The organism is Yersinia massiliensis, assembly GCF_003048255.1.
GTDB lineage: Bacteria > Pseudomonadota > Gammaproteobacteria > Enterobacterales > Enterobacteriaceae > Yersinia > Yersinia massiliensis_A.
In genome coordinates, this window is the sequence record NZ_CP028487.1 from 2736594 (window position 1) to 2756783 (window position 20190).

A 20190-nucleotide genomic window follows, 5' to 3' on the forward strand; every position below is an offset into this window, starting at 1 on the left:
AAGATTATTGAAATTTTTAACACCAAACAACCGAAATATGCATTTTGTATTGAGCAAATAACAAAACTATGACAGGGATCTAACAAATGCGGGTATTTTGAGCATGCTCGAGTGGTTTAATGGGACGTTCTACGACAACAAAGTGACTCAAACCCATTATGAGTTGGCAAGTCAGTGATCTAGAAGTGTTAATGCGTGAAGCCCACAGGAATCTGCGGGCATTGTTCGAAACGGATAGAGTTTGTATATATATTATAAATCAATATGTTAATGACTGAGTGACGATAATGAACCAATGCCATGAATCACTTATCGCTCAGGAAATAAATCAACCCATAGTAAGCAACTGCCTTCAGCGAGTGGCTGCAATTGGCCGCTTTTGATTGTCGGTAACCACCAGCAGCCCTGCGATGCAGTAAGCTGATGTGATTCCGTGTGGTTGATTAGCCATTTTCCTTTTACAACATAGGCCAGCCCTGCATGTGATGAGGGTAGCTCTCTTGCAGAATTTATCACCGTGACAGAGGATTGCCAGCAACCCCGCCGAGTCATGATATTAAAATCTTGGCTAGACCCGCCCAGTAGCTGCGCATGAATAGGGATATCACCAGGAAAAGCGAAAGGTTGCAGTGGCTGGGAAAGGGTATGGTCTTCCCAATCAGGGCTGGAGAGTATGACGCCATCCCCAGAGAGTAGCGTAATCGAACGGTCAATATTGGCAAAAACTGAGAATGGGCCATCTTGCTCTATTGTCGCAATACTCGCACGCCAAGCAAAATCATCCCCCCCTACTGGCCAGCATGCGATCTCTCGGGTTTCACCTCCCCCATTTCGCCAACGGCTAACCGGTAAACTGGCAAAGTCAAAAACGGTAAAGCTCATCAGACCTCCTGTTGACAGGTTTTCAATACAGCCAGAAAAGCCTGTGCAGTTTGCTGTTGTAATGGATGATATCTATCCACGATTACCGCTTTACCTGCCACATAAACATCTCGAATTTGCGATTTGCCCCCCGCAAATAACCACCGATTCAACAATGAAGCAGATTCTGTACCCGCAATATAGGGATCATCGCCATCCAAAACTAACCAATCAGCACGATAACCTTCAGCTAACTGACTAATTTTGCTGGCGCAAGCCTGCCGTCCCCCCGCAAGCGCTTGGCTATAAAGCAAATCAGCCACTGCGGGATATTGTTCATTTGTTAGGCGATTACGCCGTTGATCACGCAAGCGCTGACCATACTCCAACCAACGTAGTTCCTCTACCACATCCAATGATACGTGGCTGTCGGAGCCGATGCCCCAGTGCCCTTTGTGCTGTAAATAATCTACGCCGGGGAATATCCCATCGCCCAGATTCGCTTCCGTGGTGGGGCACAACCCTGCCACTGCTCGACTACTTGCCAAGCGCACCAGTTCAGATTCATCGAGATGTGTGGCATGAACTAAGCACCAACGGCTATCAACCGGCACATGATCATACAGCCATGCCACCGGCCGTTGCCCACTCCAAGCTAAACAATCATTCACTTCTTTTTGCTGCTCTGCGATATGAATATGCACCGGCAGCTGCTTATCAGAAGCATCGAGCACCACCTGCATTTGACTTAACTCCACTGCACGCAGCGAATGGAAGCACAAGCCATGATTTTGTAGGGGCTGGTTAGCCAGTTGTTTGCTGATGACCTGCTGCTGTTTTAGGTAGCTCTCGGTATCTTGAATAAACCGGCGCTGACCTGGTTGAGCGGGTTGGGATCCAAAACCGGCATAGCTGTACAAAACTGGTAACAGCGTCATTCCGATTCCCGCATCTTGTGCGGCTTGGCTTAACTGCGCAGTCATTTCTCCTCGATCACTGTACGGTTTACCGTCGGTACCATGATGTAAATAATGGAATTCCGCGACTTGGGTATAGCCGCCTTTTAGCATTTCGATATATAACTGACGTGCGATCACACCAATATGCTCTGGGGTTAATTGCTGCACCAAACGGTACATTAGATCCCGCCAAGTCCAGAAACTGTCTTGCGGATCACCGGCAACCTCAGCCAGCCCGGACATCATGCGCTGAAATGCATGTGAGTGAAGGTTTGGCATGCCTGGCACGATTGGCCCTGATAAAATGTGGCAACCGGCCTCACAGCTATCATTCTGACTGCTTTCATTGCCACTACTGCCGGTAATAATGCGCTGAATAATGCCCTGTTCATCGACAGTAATCTGCACATCTGTTGCCCATCCATCGGATAAAAAAGCACGTTTGGTAAAATAAACTGGCATAGCGATATCCCAATATTTTGTTCAGAGTCAAACGCGCTAGCAACAGCGACGTCAATTAATTAAAACATCTACTTGTCTATACATATACATACGCTAAATTCAACCTTAGACTTAGCATACAACTTTTATATTCAACGAGGTCAGTGCCGTGGCGGAACAACAAACAGTCTTACAACTCAGTGCCGCAATGGACGATACGCCTGCGCCAATTTATCAACGGGTGAAATTGGCGATCATTCATCAAATCAGAACCGGTGTCTGGCAACCCCACCAGCGTATTCCCTCAGAAAGCGAACTTGTTAATGAGTTAGGCGTAAGTCGCATGACCATCAACCGCGCGCTTCGTGAACTCACCAGCGAGGGCTTTCTCATCCGCATGCAAGGTGTAGGCACCTTTGTCGCTGAAGCAAAGGCACACAGTGCCTTGCTCGCCGTCCATAATATTGCCGATGAAATTACGGCTCGTGGCCACCGCCACAGCAGTAAAATATTGCAACTCGAAACTCGCCCAGCCACCCCTGAAGAAGCCACGAGTTTAGGTATGCAGCCTAATCAGCAACTGTTCTACTCGCAAATTGTTCATTATGAGAATGACATCCCTATTCAGGTTGAAAACCGTTGTGTTAATCCCAACACTGCGCCTGACTATATGAAGCAGGATTTCAATGTGATCACGCCTTACAGCTACCTCACCCAAGTGGCCCCACTCACCGAAGGTGAACATATTGTTGAAGCGGTGATCCCCAGCTCAATCGAACGACAACTCTTGCAACTGGACGAACATGAACCCTGCCTGTTGATTCGACGCCGAACTTGGTATGGGAAAGCCATCGTGACTTCCGCCCAATTACTCTATCCAGGTTCTCGCTATCAACTCTATGGTCGTTTTACCCCACAAGGCACGGTGACGTCCTGATCAATTTTTTTTCTCTGCGAGAACTGCGAAGTGTTACGCAATTGTTGAATTCCCTATCTTGCTGATAGTGAATTTATACGCTAGGTTGTCCATGATTGTATATACAACTTAAATTCGTAGACGTTTTGGGGAGTGAGATCGTGTCAGAAATTCACTGTGATAGCCTGTGGTACGGTGCCGACATCGTGACCATGCGTGATGGGAAATATCATCTGATTCAGCAAGGTGCGATGGCAGTGACGGAGGGCAAAATCGTTTGGATTGGGCCTTATCGCGAATTGCCTGCTATCAATGCCACTCGCGAGGTTGTCTATCAAGGCGGCTTGATCACTCCCGGATTCATTGATTGCCATACTCATTTGGTGTTTGGCGGCGATCGTAGTGCTGAATTTGAACAGCGCCTTAACGGTGTTAGCTATGCCGAAATCGCTGCTAAGGGTGGCGGTATCGTCTCAACGGTTAATGCCACACGGAGCACCAGTGAACAGCTTCTATTAGAACAAGCGTTATTTCGCCTAAAGCCCTTGCTTGCCGAAGGGGTGACGTGTATTGAGATTAAGTCCGGTTACGGCCTTGATCTCGAAAGTGAAATGAAAATGCTGCGGGTTGCACGTAAATTAGGGGAATTACTGCCTGTGACGGTGAAAACAACCTGTCTGGCTGCCCATGCTTTGCCGCCAGAGTTTGCCGGCCGCCCCGATGACTATATAGATTTTGTTTGTCATACCATCATTCCACAAGTCGCCGCGGAAGGGCTTGCTGATGCAATTGACGCTTTTTGCGAGCATTTGGCATTTTCCCCCGCGCAAGTTGAACGTGTATTTTTAGCCGCGCAGCAAGTCGGTTTGCCGGTCAAACTTCATGCTGAACAACTGTCATCACTGCATGGCAGCACTCTCGCAGCCCACTATCATGCGCTGTCTGCCGACCATCTCGAATATGCAACAGAAGCAGATGTTGAGGCGATGGGGGAAGCCGGTACCGTTGCCGTCATGCTACCCGGTGCCTATTACCTACTACGTGAAACACAATGTCCCCCCATCGAATTATTCCGCCAGTACAAGGTTCCCATGGCCTTAGCCAGCGATGCAAACCCTGGAACATCTCCAGCACTTTCTTTACGCTTAATGCTAAACATGGCTTGCACATTATTCCGCATGACACCAGAAGAAGCATTGGCGGGCGTGACTTGTCATGCCGCTCGAGCACTTGGTTTACATGAAACTCAAGGCACGTTGGAAACCGGTAAATTAGCAAACTGGGTTCACTGGCCGTTATCTCGTCCTGCTGAATTGGCTTACTGGCTAGGAGGGCAGTTACCTGCGAGCGTCGTTTTCCAAGGAGAAACCCGACCATGAACATCACAGACCCATTGAGTTTCCATGCAGGTGAATTGCCATTATTAATTAGCATTCCTCACGCTGGTACGCGACTAACACCTGCCGTTGAAACAGGTCTATCCGATGCTGCCCGCCCTCTTTCAGATACTGATTGGCACATTCCTCGGCTTTATGATTTTGCCCAAGACATGGGTGCCAGCATAGTGATCGGCAACTACTCTCGCTTGGTGGTTGATTTGAATCGACCGGAAGATGATCAGCCACTGTATACGACGGCAACGACCGGTTTATTCCCTGACACACTGTTCGATGGCCGCCCTTGCTTTATGGCAGGTAAAACGCCCTCGTCGCAGGAACGTCAATCCTATTTGCAACACATTTGGCGTCCATATCATCATCAACTACAAACAGAGTTAGATCGTCTTAAAAAGCAGTTTGGTTATGTATTGTTGTTAGATGCCCACTCAATTGCATCGGTCATTCCCAGATTGTTTGAAGGCCAGTTGCCTGATTTAAACTTTGGCACCAACAGCGGAGCCAGTTGCGCGCCATTATTGAGTCAAGAACTGATCGAATGCTGCGAGCATCAGTCCTTATTCAGCCATGTACTGAATGGCCGTTTTAAGGGAGGACATATCACTCGTGCGTATGGCTCACCTGAGAATAATCAACACGCAGTACAGCTAGAGTTAGCGCAGCTCAACTATATGTCTGAAACTGAGCCTTATCCCTATCTACCCGAGCATGCAGCACATTTGCAGCAACTCTTAAAACAGTTGATTAAGACCATGCTGATATGGGGCGAACAGCACTATCGGCATTAAAACATTAGCAGCATCATAAACGCCCATAGCACAGCACCATAAACGCTTGCAGCACTGAGAGCTCATCAATAATCTGCCTACACATCTGGGGAGATTAAAAACAAAAAGGCGGGATTATTCCCGCCTTTTTTATTCACCAATTTCCGACACAGAAAAGGGTAATAATCACTGCTTTAATTAACTTAGAAACGGTAAGTCAAGTTAACCGCAACAATGTCATCAGTCCCCAGACCCAGCGGGTTGTCTTCATCCAGCAAGTTAATCTGGTAATCAACATAGGTGAACATGTTTTTGTTGATGTAGTAAGTCACACCAATTTCAGCATATTTCAGCAAATCAGCATCGCCTACAGCAGAAAGGTCTTTCCCTTTAGACTGAACATAAGCGATTGATGGGCGAATACCATTTTCGAACTGATACTGAGCAACTAATTCTACGTTCTGAGTTTTATTTGCAATCAGATCTTTATATGGCGTCATGTTCAGCGTTTCGCCGTACATTGCTGCGATATAAACTTGGTTCGCATCATATTTCAGCGCGGTCGCCCAAGCCTGAGCTTTGTCACCAGTAGCGCTGTTTGCTAGGTTTTTCTGGCCCAGAGTACGGTTTGAAGATGAGAATGCGGCTGCAAAACCAACACCACTGCCTTCGATGTCTTGGTAATCAACAGACAAACCAAAACCGTCACCGTTCGCTTTCTGGATAGCGCGTTCGTTCTTGGTGGTATCGCCATCATCATTGCGGCCTTGGTACTGTGCTGCAATGTTCAGACCTTTGACCAGACCGAAGAAATCTGAGTTACGGTAAGTCGCCAGACCGGTTGAACGGCCTGTCATGTAGTTATCGGTGTATGCAATTGAATCACCGCCGAACTCTGGCAGCATGTCGGTGTAAGCCAGTGCATCATAAACGACACCATAGTTACGGCCGTAATCGAAAGAACCGAATTCAGCAAATTTCAAACCTGCAAAACCGAGACGGGTTTTATTCCCTTTATCACCTTGAGACTCTGCATTTTTTGCGGCGACGTTATATTCCCACTGACCAAAACCGGTCAATTGGCTATTAATCTGTGTTTCGCCTTTAAAACCAAAACGAACATAAGTATCGTCGTGATTATCATGATTTGAGAAAAGGTATTTAGCGGCTACACGACCATAAAGGTCCAATTTATTGCCATCTTTATTATAAATCTCTGCTGCGTTTGACAGAGTAGGAACCATACTCAAAGTGACCGCTAAGGCCAGCACACTGCGCTTCATCATTATCTTTTCCTTTAAATTTTAATAATATTAACCCGCTGGGCTAAATTGGGTTTAGCCTCATAAAAGTTAATTTTTAATTTTTTATAGTGACCTGTCTTGTAAAGCGAATAGACATTATCACTAAGCACGAAAAGTTAAAATGGTAAATTTGAAGATATATACGTATAGACAGGTAATCAATTGTAACTAAATGTGTTTTTCGGAACTATTCATAACCCATTGATTAACAGTGATTTTAAGTAATTAGATATAACCAAAATAGTGCATTAGCACCATTTGGGTGCAAAGTCATTTCTATTTGTTTCTTTTTTGTTCTAATTCACAATAAGTTTTGTAAAATGGAGCGAATATCACACTTCCAATGCACTTTTTTATATATTCAATTCAATTTAATGGCTATTTAAGATACAGGAAATAGGTTTTTAATTGTCATTATTGGTGCAGAAAGCTTGAGTGAAATAACCAGATTAACTAAAAGATTAGTATGATGAATTATTAAATGAGGAGTTAATACATTACTGATAGGCGAGGAGGATAAAATGCCGTTAGATAATTTTTTAAATTTAAAGAACAAAAAATGAGCCATTATCTTTTTTAGCTCATTTTTTAAAAAAATAAGAAGATATATTGCTTTAAATTTAACTTAAGGAATACTTCCGGTGGTGATATTACCCTGCGTCATTATCCATTTTAAAGGCCATCATTCCTCTGACCTATGCTATTGGTAACTCAGCTTCATCCATCTGCACCAACATGATCCCTGCACGTAGCCCCATCGCGACTCGTGGATTGGGAAATAAGATCCATTCCATTTCATGTTGAACATGATAACTGTCGTTTGGTTGCTCACTTAACAATGTTCCTCGCTTGAAAGGCGTAAAGTTCAGCGTGTCATCTGCCACCAAAAGTTTAAAGTCTGAGTGCTGTTTAAGCAGCGATTTCACGACCCGATACAGGACTATCTTTCCTGTGGCCCGCGCAAGCAGTTGCCTACGACTCACCAACGCTTCTAATCCCGCAATAATCCCCTTAAATTGGGCCAGTTGATTTTCACCAAATGGCCGTGCCTTACCCAGCTCCAGCGTGCAACTGGCGGCCGAACAGAACTCACTACTGAAGTGAGCAAAAGTTCCTCCCGCTGAAGTATGCATGACTAACGCATCCAGCTCGATATCTTGCAGCCAGCGGAACATATCCGCGCAATAGGGGGCTATTTGGTAAGGTAACAAGCCAAAACGAGTATGATGCGAACCTCGAATCGCGGTGTGTAAATCAAAGTGTTGCCGTGTCGAATCGCTATCAGCATCAAAAAAATTCACGACGACCTGTTCGAGATAGGCTGCTCTTTCGGGTTCATCGCCTGATAAATACTGTTGATGACGCCCGCCAAACATACGGTTGATATCCGCAGTGAGATAGCGCTCCCCCGCTCTGATTGCAGGCGGATTACCAAGTATCACGAGCAGGCGCACCGCCAGCGGCAATTTCCCTGCGAATAAATCAATGACTAACTGGTTAACGATCTCGATCGGCGCGGTTTCATTCCCGTGGATACCGGCAGATATCACTACCGATTGCGTGTACACACCATGAGGCGTCAACATCAAGACCCCTTCGCCGAGCCATTGCCATTTAAGGTTGCTGGTTTCGCCTTGGGTCGTTTGCGGTATGTCGCCAGAGAGTGTGATCGATAAAAAATTGAGCATTATCAGCCTTCCCTTTGCTTTGCTATGTTTTTCTTTGCACTTAAGCTCGCTGGAACGGGTATACCGACCCAAGATTGAGTATTCGTGTCAGTTCATCCAGCGCTTGCCGCCCCTCACGCAGTAACTGCGGGTCGGCTAAATCTTTAAATTGCAAATGGTCACGGTAATGCTGATCAACCCAATTATTCAGTGCCACAAACAAGGCGGGCGTCATCATCACACGGCTATTAACAGCCTGTAGCTCAGTATCATTTAAAGCTACACGTAACCGTAAACAGGCAGGGCCGCCGCCATTGCGCATACTTTCACGCAAATCAAATACCTTTATCTCATCAACCGGGCCACCACTACTGATTAACTCAGATAAATAACGCCATACTGTTGGGTTGTCTTGCGACTCCTGCGGGATAACCAGTCGCATTTTACCGTTGGGTTTACTGAGTAACTGGCTGTTAAATAAGTAGGTTGATACTGCATCAGCGACGGATACCGCAGAAGCAGGCACTTCAATCGTGAGGAGTTGCTGTTCAATGCCGTCCATTTTTCGACGTATCTCATCCATCACTCGAATATCGGGTATAAACGCATGCTGGTGATGGAACAGCACATTCTGATTACTGACCGCGATGACGTCATTGTGAAAGACCCCTTGGTCGATAACCGCAGGATTTTGCTGCACAAAAACCGTTCGTTCAGGGGCCAATTGATGTAGGCGAGCGACGGATTGACTGGCTTCGAGTGTTTGACGAGCAGGATAACGACTTGGGCTGACGCCATTTTCTAGCCCTTTGCGGCCATACACAAACACCTGAACCGCTGGGCTGTCATAATCACCGCCCAATCGATTGTGGTTTGCTGCCCCTTCATCGCCAAACAGCTCGACAGAAGGTAAAGCCTCATGATGAACGAAGTGACGATGATTATTAAAAACCGCCTTTAATAAGGCAGATGTAGTATCCGCCTCAATCGCGCGATGAAACTTATTATTCAAATTAGCGACGGTAAAATGAACCCGGCTGTCTTGACTATCAGCGGAAGGCGAAACCGTCGCGGCGTTTGCGGTCCACATCGAGGAAGCCGAGCTAACCGCAGACAACAAGCGCGGAGATTGACGTGCCACCTCACTCAACACTTGTTCATCTGAACCACTAAAACCTAGTTGGCGTAGCGCGCCGATTGAGGGACGCTCTTGCGGTGGCAAAATACCTTGTTTGTAGCCTAAATCGGCCAGCGCCTTCATCTTTAGTAACCCCTGCTTTGCTGCTAAACGGGGGTTAGAAATACTGTTTTGATGGGTCGTCGATGCCTCATTGCCAAATGACAAGCCCGCATAGTGGTGTGTCAACCCAACCAATCCATCAAAATTAACTTCATATCCTGCCATCATCTTCTTCCTTTATGGATAGGTGCGTGTCTGTCATTCAATCGCAGGTAAATCAAAAGAGATACCCGGTGACAGTGTGGCAGGCAGTGTCAAGCTATCACTTTCGAGTGACGCCATTGGCCAAGCACAATAATCAGCAGCATAAAATGCACTTGGGCGGTGGTTGCCAGATGCGCCAACTCCACCGAATGGGGCAGCACTGGAGGCACCCGTTAGGGGTTTGTTCCAGTTAACAATTCCCGCGCGAGCTTCCAACAGCAATTGCTCAAACTGTTGGCGATCGTCAGACACCAAACCGATTGCTAAGCCGAACCGAGTCTGATTGGCAATTTTCAGCGCCTGCGCAAAGTCGTCATAGCGAATCACACTGACCAGTGGGCCAAAATACTCTTCATCAGGCACCGCACTGACACCTGTAATATCAATGATTCCAGGCGTTAAAACAGCGCTTTGGCTATCTGGCCGCGTCATCGTCAATAAAGGCTTGCCGCCTAGCGCAAGCAAGTGCTGTTGCGCTGCCAACATTTTTTCGGCTGCCTGAGCGGAAATCACTGCGCCCATAAAGGGTGCCGGTTGCATATCCCAGCGGCCAATGCGTAATGCTTTAGCCACGGCAACAAAGCGTTGTAAGAAGGCGTCGCCTGCTGCACCGGATTTAACTAACACGCGACGTGAACAGGTACAACGCTGGCCCGCAGAAATAAAGGCAGACTGGATCGCAAGATTGACGGCCGCATCGCAGTCCTTGAATTGTTCGACGATCAAGGCGTTGTTACCGCCCATTTCCAACGCCAATATCTTTTCAGGTTGCCCGGCTAACTGCCGGTGTAAATGGTAGCCGGTATTTGCACTGCCGGTGAACAATAAGCCATCAATATCAGGTTGTGCTGCCAGCGCCTCACCCGTTTCCCGCCCGCCCTGCACTAAATTAAGCACGCCGTCAGGTAGACCAGCCAACTGCCATAACTTGACTGTCTCTTCGGCGGTGACTGGGGTTAATTCACTGGGCTTAAATACCACGGTGTTGCCGGCCAGTAATGCGGGAACAATATGCCCATTGGGTAAATGCCCAGGGAAATTGTACGGGCCAAAGACCGCCAAAACGCCATGCGGGCGATGGCGTAGCACTGATATGCCATCCGCCATCGGGGTTTGGCTGCTGCCGGTACGTGTTTGATATGCTTGCAGCGAAATCGCGACTTTACCTATCATGGCCTGCACTTCTGTCAGTGTTTCCCAGTGTGGTTTACTGGTTTCCAAGCTAATTGTGCGCGCCAGTTGTTGCTTATGCTGTTCCAATAAAGCGGCGAAACGTTGCACGAATGAAACTCGTTGTTCCAGCGGCGTACGCGCCCAATCAGGGAAAGCTTCACGTGCAGCATGGCAGGCGGCGGCTACATCTTGAGCGTCGGCAGATCGTGCCTGCCACAATAATTGCTGATCCATGGGATCATGTTTGTCGAAATGAGCGCCTTTACCGGTGCGCCATTCACCCTGAATAAACAGTGCGGGATGGGTCATTTTTTTGTCTCCGGAGCAAAGAGGCTGATTATCCGAACCGAATCGCCGTTAGTCACACCCAATGCAGACGCATTCTGAGTACTTAAATGCAGTGATTCATCTGATAAATGGGTGTGAATCAAAATTGAGCGAAAATGATGATAGTTTTCATTTGCCACCAAATAAGCCGTGCCATTTGGATCGATATCAATGTCATCAATCACCACTTTGCGTAGGCTACTGTCGCGTATCGCGCGGATTTCATCAATGTTCGCTTCGAGCGTCGGGCCGCCATCAAAGATATCAACGTAACCTTGATATTGTAGCCCTTCGGTCTCTAGTACGGCCCTTGCAGGTGCCGTATGCGGATGTACTTGCCCGATGACCGCTCGCGCTTCTTCCGCCAAAAAATCCACATACAGCGGGTGTTTAGGCATCAACTCTGCAATGAATGCTTTTTGGCCGGTGCCACTGAGATAATCCGCTTTAGCGAACTCAATTGAGAAGAAATGGCGGCCCACATTCTCCCAAAATGGTGAACGCCCTTGTTCATCCGTGTAGCCCCGCATTTCAGCAATGACTTTTCGCGAAAAATACTGGCGAAAAGCAGCAATAAACAGGAAGCGCACTTTTGATAAGAAAGGACCGTTTTTGTTGATGCGGTAATCAGGATCGAGGAACAGTGTGCATAGTTCGCTATAACCCGTGTGGTCATTACTTAAAAACAGCGTTGGGACAGATTTGTAGACATTGAGTGTTTTGGAGGCGTGTACCAACGTCCCCACACGGAAGTTGTACCAAGGATCATTCATCCCAACCGCGACCTCGATGGCACTCACACCAACGACTTTTTCCCGCTCGCTGTCCTCCAGAACGAACAAATAACCCTGATCACCTGCCGTCAAAGAACCTTGCCAAGTATTTATCGCACGCTCAATCCGCGCGGCGAGGTGTGGCTCATTTTGCGGCAGTGAAGTCATGCCAACACCGGTCTTTCCAGCTAATTCATAGATATCAGCGAGATCACGGCGTTCTACCGGGCGAATGATCATCATATTCAAGGTCCTTTGTGTACTGCGTAAATGTTACGATTTAGCCTTTCGACAAACCTGTTCAATGCCTAAAGCGAGTCGGGCTAGACCTGCATTAATATCCTGCTGAGAGATAATCAATGACGGCGCAAAACGCACCACGTCTGGCCCTGCGATAAGCGCAATCAATCCATGTTGAGCAGCCGCCTGAATAATGTCTTTGGATTTACCGGCATAATCACTATTGAGGACACAACCAATCAGCAGGCCGCGTCCGCGTATTTCCGCGAAGACTTTGTGGCGAGCATTGATTTCAGCCAACCCATTCAGGAACCACTGATGCCTTTCTTTCACACCAGCGAGCACTTCAGGGGTATTGATCAGCGATAAAACCGTCCCCGCAACAGCGCAAGCCAGAGGATTACCGCCGTAAGTTGTCCCATGGCTCCCCACGTTCAGTGCGCTAGCATATTTTGTGGTGGTTAACATTGCCGCAATGGGGAAACCGCCGCCCAACGCTTTGGCACTGGTCAAAACATCTGGCGTGACGCCGTAGTGCATATAGGCATAGAGCTCACCGGTACGACCCACACCCGTCTGCACTTCATCGAAAATCAGTAATGCGTTATGGCGATCACAGAGCGCGCGTAAACCGTGCAGAAATTCTCTGTCCGCAGGCAGGACACCACCTTCACCTTGAATCGGTTCGACGATCACGGCGCAGGTTTGGTCATTAATCAGTGACTCTGCGGATGCCAAATCGTTGAAGATACCGTGGCTGATCCCACCGGGTAGCGGCGCAAAATCCTGCGAGTATTTCGGCTGCCCACCCGCCGAAACGGTAAACAGCGTACGGCCGTGAAATGCATTTCTGAACGCCACAATCTGGTTTTTTTCGCCCTGCTGCCCTGGCTTATTGGCAAAATTATCCAGCGCATATTTACGTGCTAGTTTCAGTGCTGCCTCATTAGCTTCGGCGCCGGAGTTACAGAAGAAAACTTTTTCCGCAAACGTGGCATCAATCAGTTGCTTCGCCAAGCGCAACACGGGCTCGTTGGTATAACCGTTGCCCAGATGCCACACTTTATCCGCTTGTTCAATCAATGCAGCCTTGACCGCTGGATGCCCATGCCCCAAGGCGTTAACGGCAATACCACCCGCAAAGTCGATATAAGATTTGCCCTGTTGATCCCACAGCGTCGCCCCTTCACCCCGCACGATAATAAAATCCGCTGGCGCATAAGTTGGGACTATCCATTCATCAAAAGACTGTCGGGTAACCGGGATTGGCTGTTCCATAGTGGCCTCTTTAATCAGCGTAAATATTGGGTTGAGAGACGCCTTGTTAGGCAGGGTGAAGTCATCCAACAAAACTCTCTTATTCTGGTAACAATTAAGAATGAAATATATTCACCTGATATAAAGTGTACAGCAGCTTTCGTGCCACACCACCCCACATGTGAATAAAATGTATAAATTCCATTAAAACAATAATTTAAAATGCATAATTATGCAAATTAGCCGCATTCATACTGTAATTTACTGACTGAATTGGCTATTTTCATCGATTTACCGAGCAAATATATGCATTCTCGACCAAATTTGATTTTTGCTCTGCAAGATCACATTTCGGCAACACAAAGGTAACAAAAAGGGCTTTCCTTGCCCTATAAATGAGCATCCAGTGCGTCATTAAGGTGCATCTAAACTGCAAAAATGCGGCGCATCGGCGTGTGAACAAATCGATTTATGCAGTGTGAATGGGGCGAAATAGCCCTCGCATGACTAGCGGATAATGCTGCTATAACCATTTTTATGAGGTTATTCACCCAATTTTGTTGGAACGTTATGACCGACAATCAGATAAGCCAACATTGTTTAAGTGCAATCACGAAACGGCTCACCCTTCCCCCACTACAGAAACCTCTCAGTTATAAGATGTTAGTGAAACATCGTTTCCATATTGTGGAATAACGTTCTATTGTAAGAATTCCTTATCTATAGGTGTAACTCGCTGTCCCTTATGATGAGACTTATATTTAGCATCATGCCTAGTACACTGAGCGCATTTCGATAGGAATCAGTGTTATCACCGAGTTGTTAAAATAGGTATCTTGTTGAATAAAATTAAATTTATTATGACAGGAGTCATCATGCATCAATCCTTTACTCTGCGGCGAACAGTCATTTCTAGCGCACTGGCCATGATTATTTCCGCCAGTTTCATCTATTCCTCCGGCGTGGCAGCACGTGACTTAGGTAGGAATATATTAGCGAATGGCGATGGATGGGGGTCATTTGGCCCAGGCGTATCAGGCGGAAGTGCAGCCGATCAGAGCCATATCTTTGTGGTCAGTACTTGGCAAGAGTTCCGCGATGCGCTCGGCGGAACGAGTGCTCATAATCAAAGCACCCCACGTATCATCTATGTTAAAGGCACGATTAATGCGATGGATAAAGATGGCACGGTGCTGACCTGTGATGACATCGCTAATAAGATTGTTGTACCCGACACCGGCAAAGTGTTCAGCATGGCCGATTTTATCGCACATTTTAACCCTGAAGGGGCGTGGGGCATGGTGACCCCTTCCGGTCCACTTGAAGTGGCGCGTATTGAAGCGGCCGAATCGCAAACTCAGCAGATACGACAACGCTTTGGCTCTAATGTCACTCTGATCGGCGTAGGTAAGGATGCGCATATTATTGGTGCTCACCTGCTAGCAAGAGATGTCTCGAATATCATTATTCGTAACCTACGGATCTCTGATGCTTACGACTGTTTCCCTGAATGGGACCCCACCGATGGCAGTGCGGGTAACTGGAATAGTCTGTACGATAATTTGTCGATATGGACGACTCAACACATTTGGGTTGATCACGTCACGCTGGATGATGGTGAGCATCCGCGCCAATCATTGCCGAAGGTCTTTGGCAGGGTATTTCAGGTACATGACGGGTTGATGGATGTCACCCATAGCAGTAACTATGTGACCGCATCTTACAATATCTTTGACGATCACGATAAAGTGAACCTGATAGGTTCCTCCGACTCTCGCCTAGAAGATAGAGATAAACTCAAAGTCACAATGCATCACAACCACTGGCGAAACCCAGGCCAACGCGCACCACGCGTCCGCTTTGGGCAAGTGGATGTCTACAATAATTATGCTGAAGTTCTGGCTGCACAAGACTTTACCAGCTTGTGGGGGGTAGGGTTTGAATCGGCCATCTATGCGGAAAAAAATGCCATTGACTTGGCAGATAACATCCCGGCCAGCAAAATCATTAAACGCTATTTAGGCCATCATATTCTCACCAAAGACAACCTTGTTAATGGTACGCCAACCGACCTATTGGCCGTTTACAATGCTTCGGTTTCGGCTGCCGATCAACTGACGGATAACGTCGGTTGGGTGCCGACACTGCGGTTACACGTTAATGACGTTAGCGATGTCAAAGCAATCGTCACGAGCCAAGCAGGGGCCGGTATTCTCGACAGCACCCTCCCCTGATGGATCTGCTGCAAGTTATATGCTGAGATAAACTTTGCTTATCAAAAGGTTCTCAGCCTCTAACAGCCCTAACAGCCCTGTTCATGGTCACGCCATGAACAGGGTAATGACCCTCACTTTAGTCACCGCCACTGTTGATAACGGCCTATCTTATTTCTTCATTGAGTAGATTCACGCAACGATAGGCTTCAAATACATCGGTGACAAAAGTTTGAATCACGTGGCCTGTCGGACTATTTGCCACTGTGGCGAGTCAATTGGTTGATCAATTGCGCCAAAATCTGGATGGCTTTGTGGCTTTGCTCTGACCATGCAAATGATGCATTCAGTCGGAAACAGTGATCAAACCGATTGCCTGTTGTGAACATTCTGCCAGGGGCAATACTGACGCCTTGCTCCAGTGCGAGCCGATACAACTCGCTGGTATTAAACGGCGGTTCCAGTTCTAGCCACAAGAAATACCCTCCAGCAGGATGACTTATTTTCACACTTTTAGGGAAGTGATCGACAGCCGCTTGCCGCAATGCATTTAATCGTTGTTCCATTAAGCGACGTAAACGGCGCAGATGGGTATCGTACCCCCCTTGAGAGAGATAATCTGCAATCGCCAATTGCGTAGGGACACTGGCTGATACCGTACTCATCAGCTGTAGATGTTGAATTCGTTGCGCATGTTCCCCCGCCGCCACCCAGCCCACACGGAAACCCGGTGCCAGACATTTTGAAAACGATGAGCAATGCAAAATCTGCCGATGTTGATCAAGTGCTTTCGCAGGCAACGGACGTTCTGCACCAAAGTACAACTCACCATAAACGTCATCTTCAATCAGCGAAATCGCGTTCTGTTGTAATAGTGCCACCAGCCTTTTTTTCTGCGGCCAAGACATGGTGCATCCCAATGGATTCTGGAAGTGAGTCATCAACCAGCAGGCTTTAATGGGATATTGGTTGATGACCTGCTCAAGGGCATCGAGATCCATACCTTGCTGCGGGTGTGTAGGGATAAAAATGGCTTTTAATCGTAAGCGCTCAATCGCTTGTAATGCGCCATAAAAGGCCGGCGACTCGAGTACCACCCAGTCACCTGGCTGCGTCACCGCCTGTAAACTCAGGCTCAGTGACTCCATCGCGCCAGCGGTAATGACTATTTCCTCGGGTGAAACGTTCATACCACTGGCCGCATACCGTTGTGCAATATTGCGCCGGAGACTTTCATTGCCCGGTGGCAAGTTTGCCACCGAACTTTGCGGTGATATTTTGCGGGCAACGCTGGCCAGAGCACGAGACAAACGAGGCTGTAACAGGAGGCTAGGATCAGGGAAAGCAGATCCAAACGGCATAATTGCCGGGTCTTTCCCCGCCTGCAAAACATCAAAAATAAAGGTATTGATGTCAACTTGCTCATCAAGATGCAGCTTTTTACCACGCTGCAGTTGCGGCAATTGAGTCGGCCGCGAGGCAACATAGTAGCCCGATTGTGGGCGAGCCACGATCCATCCCTGACTCTCCAGTAGCTGATAGGACTGTACAACGGTCATTAAGCTTAAGCCGGATTGCTTACAACTTTCTCGTAGAGAAGGCAGTTTGTCGCCAGCCTGCCATACTTTGGACTGTATTTGCGCCCGAATTTGCTGCGCCAACTGTTCATATCGTGTCATAGGTCAACTGTTATAGGTAAGATAGCTTTAATTGTCACTATTATAGTTACTTTAACTTATGGTTAACTCACTGCCAAGTCTTGATGCCGTATCTTGTTTGTTATGAGGTCCGAATGTTCGGTTTAACTGCCCTCGAATTGGCCAGAATTCAATTCGCTTTTACCATTTCATTCCATATCATTTTCCCCGCCATCACTATCGGGCTGGCCAGCTTTTTAGCGGTATTGGAAGGGTTATGGTTAAAAACTAAAAATGAGGATTATCGTGATCTGTACCATTTTTGGTCAAAAATATTTGCCGTCAACTTTGGCATGGGGGTGGTTTCTGGCCTCGTCATGGCCTACCAATTCGGCACTAACTGGAGCTTTTTCTCCGAGTTTGCCGGCAGTATTACCGGCCCCCTACTGACCTATGAAGTTCTGACCGCGTTCTTCCTTGAAGCAGGTTTCCTCGGGGTGATGCTGTTTGGCTGGAATCGTGTTGGCCCTGGTTTGCATTTCTTCGCCACTTGCATGGTCGCGCTCGGCACGTTGATGTCAACGTTCTGGATACTGGCTTCTAATAGTTGGATGCAAACGCCCCAAGGTTTTGAAGTTATCAACGGCCAAGTCGTGCCGGTTGATTGGCTAAAAGTGATCTTTAATCCCTCGTTCCCTTACCGATTGTTGCACATGTCAACGGCCGCTTTCTTGGCGTCGGCCTTCTTCGTCGGTGCTTCTGCCGCATGGCATTTACTACGCAAGCGGGATACCCCTGCCATGCGGAAAATGCTCTCGATGGCGATGTGGATGGCCTTGATTGTCGCCCCCCTTCAAGCGGTGATTGGCGATGCCCATGGCTTGAATACCTTGGAACATCAGCCCGCTAAAATTGCGGCCATAGAAGGCCACTGGGAAAATAAACCTGGCGAAGCCACACCGCTGATTTTGTTTGGCTGGCCGGATATGAAACAAGAGAGAACCCGTTTCGCGCTGGAAATTCCCTATCTAGGCAGCCTGATTCTGACGCACAGCTTGGAAAAACAGATCCCCGCATTGAAATCTTTCCCACCCGAGGATCGACCTAACTCCACCATTGTTTTCTGGTCTTTCCGCATCATGGTCGGGCTAGGCATGTTAATGATTCTCGCCGGTGTGTGGAGTTTATGGCTCCGCTGGCGTGGCGGTCTGTATCAGTCTCGCCCCTTCCTCTATTTCGTATTGTGGATGGGGCCATCAGGGTTAATTGCGATTCTGGCCGGTTGGTTTACCACTGAAGTGGGCCGCCAACCGTGGATTGTTTATGGCTTGCAGCGCACCCGCGATGCGGTGTCATCTCATGGCGAGATACACATGAGCATCAGTTTATTAGTCTTCATTGTGGTCTATGGTTCAGTATTTGGCGTGGGCTACGCCTATATGATGCGCCTGATTCGTAAAGGGCCAAAAGCGCATGAAAGCCACCAGCAAGATAACGGTGGCCCAGGTCAACATAATACCCCTGCTCGCCCTCTTTCTGCCGTCAGTGAGCCATTTGATACTGACCCGACTCACTCTAACCAAAACAGGCACTAATTATGGGTATTGATCTTCCATTGATTTGGTTTGTCATCATCGTCTTTAGCACCATGATGTATGTGGTAATGGATGGTTTCGACTTAGGTATCGGCATCTTGTTTCCGCTGGTCAAAAACAGCCGCGACCGAGATTTGATGATGAATAGTGTGGCACCGGTTTGGGACGGTAACGAAACTTGGTTGGTGCTCGGAGGGGCGGCGCTACTCGGCGCTTTCCCATTAGCTTATGCCGTCATTTTGGATGCACTGGCGATCCCGCTGACTCTCATGCTATTAGGGTTGATCTTTCGCGGTGTCGCCTTCGAATTCCGCTTTAAAGCCAGTCAGGAAAAGCAGCACATCTGGGATAAGGCCTTTATTGGCGGGTCATTGGTTGCCACTTTCACGCAAGGTATGGTGGTCGGTGCTTTTATTCATGGTTTCCGCGTCACCGGTCGCAGTTACAGCGGCGGACCGTTCGATTGGTTAGCACCTTTTTCCTTGTTTTGCGGTGTCGGTTTGGTGATCGCTTATGCATTGCTCGGGTGTACTTGGTTGATTATGAAAACCGACGGTCATGTGCAGCAAGTGATGCATAAACTGGCAACACCACTGACAGTAATGATGCTAGTAATTATTGCTGTTATTAGCCTCTGGACCCCGCTTGCACACCCACAAATTGCAGCGCGCTGGTTCACATTGCCCAATCTATTCTGGTTCCTACCCGTACCATTGTTGGTGTTGTTGGCCAGTTGGGCCTTGCTGCGCGCCGTTAAACGCGGCGGTCATTATGCCCCCTTCTTACTCACACTCTTACTCATGTTTCTTGGCTATAGCGGTTTGGGGATCAGTATCTGGCCTTACCTTATCCCGCCGTCTATTACCTTATGGCAAGCCGCCGCACCGCCACAGAGCTTAGGATTTATGCTGGTGGGGGCACTTTTTATCATTCCAATCATTCTGGTTTATACCTTCTGGAGCTACTACGTCTTCCGCGGGAAAATCAATCACGAACAGGGCTATCACTAAATGATGAAATCGCAATCACCTTCGCCAACTGCAGAACCGATAAAGTCGCCTTGGTGGAAGCGACTCGGTTGGATGCTGATTATCTGGTGCGGCAGTGTTCTGGCCCTATTGGCGGTCTCTATGTTGTTTCGCATGATGATGACCGCGGCGGGGATGAAGTCTCATTAGGGCTAACATTTACCCCATAAAACCGGTAATGTTGCAGGGTT

General features: G+C 47.9%; 16 protein-coding genes. 7 read left to right on the forward strand and 9 right to left on the reverse strand.

Annotated features, from left to right (window positions below; translation table 11 throughout):
- Positions 1–309: 309 nt before the first annotated feature.
- Complete coding sequence (locus tag DA391_RS12735) at positions 310–882, reverse strand: HutD/Ves family protein (RefSeq protein WP_050081514.1); 573 nt, start codon at positions 880–882, stop codon at positions 310–312.
- Positions 882–2282, reverse strand: coding sequence for a formimidoylglutamate deiminase (locus DA391_RS12740; RefSeq protein ID WP_050873427.1), 1401 nt, complete (start codon positions 2280–2282; stop codon positions 882–884). Before DA391_RS12740 ends, DA391_RS12735 begins: the two co-directional genes overlap by 1 nt.
- A 148-nt stretch (positions 2283–2430) precedes the next feature.
- On the opposite strand from DA391_RS12740, the gene hutC reads away from it, so the two are divergent.
- The 3 genes from hutC to hutG all read left to right on the forward strand — a co-directional run bounded on the left by hutC (position 2431) and on the right by hutG (position 5362).
- Positions 2431–3198, forward strand: coding sequence for a histidine utilization repressor (gene hutC, locus DA391_RS12745; RefSeq protein ID WP_019209750.1), 768 nt, complete (start codon positions 2431–2433; stop codon positions 3196–3198).
- A gap of 137 nt (positions 3199–3335) precedes the next feature.
- The gene (hutI, locus tag DA391_RS12750) at positions 3336–4556 is read left to right on the forward strand and encodes an imidazolonepropionase (protein WP_108088277.1); all 1221 of its coding nucleotides are present in this window, start codon (positions 3336–3338) and stop codon (positions 4554–4556) included.
- Entirely contained in the window at positions 4553–5362 is an 810-nt protein-coding gene (hutG, locus tag DA391_RS12755) for an N-formylglutamate deformylase (protein ID WP_108087780.1), read from the forward strand. Before hutI ends, hutG begins: the two co-directional genes overlap by 4 nt.
- Positions 5363–5544: 182 nt before the next feature.
- Here the strand turns inward: hutG and DA391_RS12760 are convergent, their stop codons facing one another.
- The 6 genes from DA391_RS12760 to DA391_RS12785 all read right to left on the reverse strand — a co-directional run bounded on the left by DA391_RS12760 (position 5545) and on the right by DA391_RS12785 (position 13547).
- Positions 5545–6627 (reverse strand): porin, encoded by a 1083-nt coding sequence (locus DA391_RS12760; RefSeq protein ID WP_050081518.1) that lies wholly within the window; start codon positions 6625–6627, stop codon positions 5545–5547.
- A gap of 713 nt (positions 6628–7340) precedes the next feature.
- Positions 7341–8333 (reverse strand): succinylglutamate desuccinylase, encoded by a 993-nt coding sequence (astE, locus tag DA391_RS12765; protein WP_050873421.1) that lies wholly within the window; start codon positions 8331–8333, stop codon positions 7341–7343.
- Between the two features lie 40 nt (positions 8334–8373).
- Entirely contained in the window at positions 8374–9717 is a 1344-nt protein-coding gene (gene astB, locus DA391_RS12770) for an N-succinylarginine dihydrolase (RefSeq protein WP_050873420.1), read from the reverse strand.
- 33 nt (positions 9718–9750) lie between these two features.
- On the reverse strand, positions 9751–11238 hold the full coding sequence (gene astD / locus DA391_RS12775) for a succinylglutamate-semialdehyde dehydrogenase (protein ID WP_050081521.1): 1488 nt from the start codon (positions 11236–11238) through the stop codon (positions 9751–9753).
- Entirely contained in the window at positions 11235–12272 is a 1038-nt protein-coding gene (gene astA, locus DA391_RS12780) for an arginine N-succinyltransferase (protein WP_050081522.1), read from the reverse strand. Before astA ends, astD begins: the two co-directional genes overlap by 4 nt.
- A gap of 30 nt (positions 12273–12302) precedes the next feature.
- The gene (locus DA391_RS12785) at positions 12303–13547 is read right to left on the reverse strand and encodes an aspartate aminotransferase family protein (RefSeq protein ID WP_050081523.1); all 1245 of its coding nucleotides are present in this window, start codon (positions 13545–13547) and stop codon (positions 12303–12305) included.
- Positions 13548–14401: 854 nt separating this feature from the next.
- On the opposite strand from DA391_RS12785, the gene DA391_RS12790 reads away from it, so the two are divergent.
- Positions 14402–15760 (forward strand): pectate lyase family protein, encoded by a 1359-nt coding sequence (locus tag DA391_RS12790; RefSeq protein ID WP_050081524.1) that lies wholly within the window; start codon positions 14402–14404, stop codon positions 15758–15760.
- 233 nt (positions 15761–15993) lie between these two features.
- On the opposite strand, the gene DA391_RS12795 is transcribed toward DA391_RS12790, so the two are convergent.
- The gene (locus DA391_RS12795) at positions 15994–17418 is read right to left on the reverse strand and encodes a PLP-dependent aminotransferase family protein (RefSeq protein WP_108087781.1); all 1425 of its coding nucleotides are present in this window, start codon (positions 17416–17418) and stop codon (positions 15994–15996) included.
- Positions 17419–17531: 113 nt separating this feature from the next.
- Between DA391_RS12795 and DA391_RS12800 the strand changes: the two genes are divergently transcribed.
- Genes DA391_RS12800 through DA391_RS12810 form a run of 3 tightly spaced genes read left to right on the forward strand, consistent with a single transcriptional unit; the run spans position 17532 to position 20149 of the window.
- The gene (locus tag DA391_RS12800; RefSeq protein ID WP_050081526.1) at positions 17532–18971 is read left to right on the forward strand and encodes a cytochrome ubiquinol oxidase subunit I; all 1440 of its coding nucleotides are present in this window, start codon (positions 17532–17534) and stop codon (positions 18969–18971) included.
- Positions 18972–18973: 2 nt separating this feature from the next.
- Entirely contained in the window at positions 18974–19981 is a 1008-nt protein-coding gene (gene cydB, locus DA391_RS12805; protein ID WP_050285970.1) for a cytochrome d ubiquinol oxidase subunit II, read from the forward strand.
- Positions 19982–20149, forward strand: coding sequence for a DUF2474 domain-containing protein (locus tag DA391_RS12810; protein ID WP_072084724.1), 168 nt, complete (start codon positions 19982–19984; stop codon positions 20147–20149).
- The last annotated feature ends 41 nt before the right edge of the window (positions 20150–20190 follow it).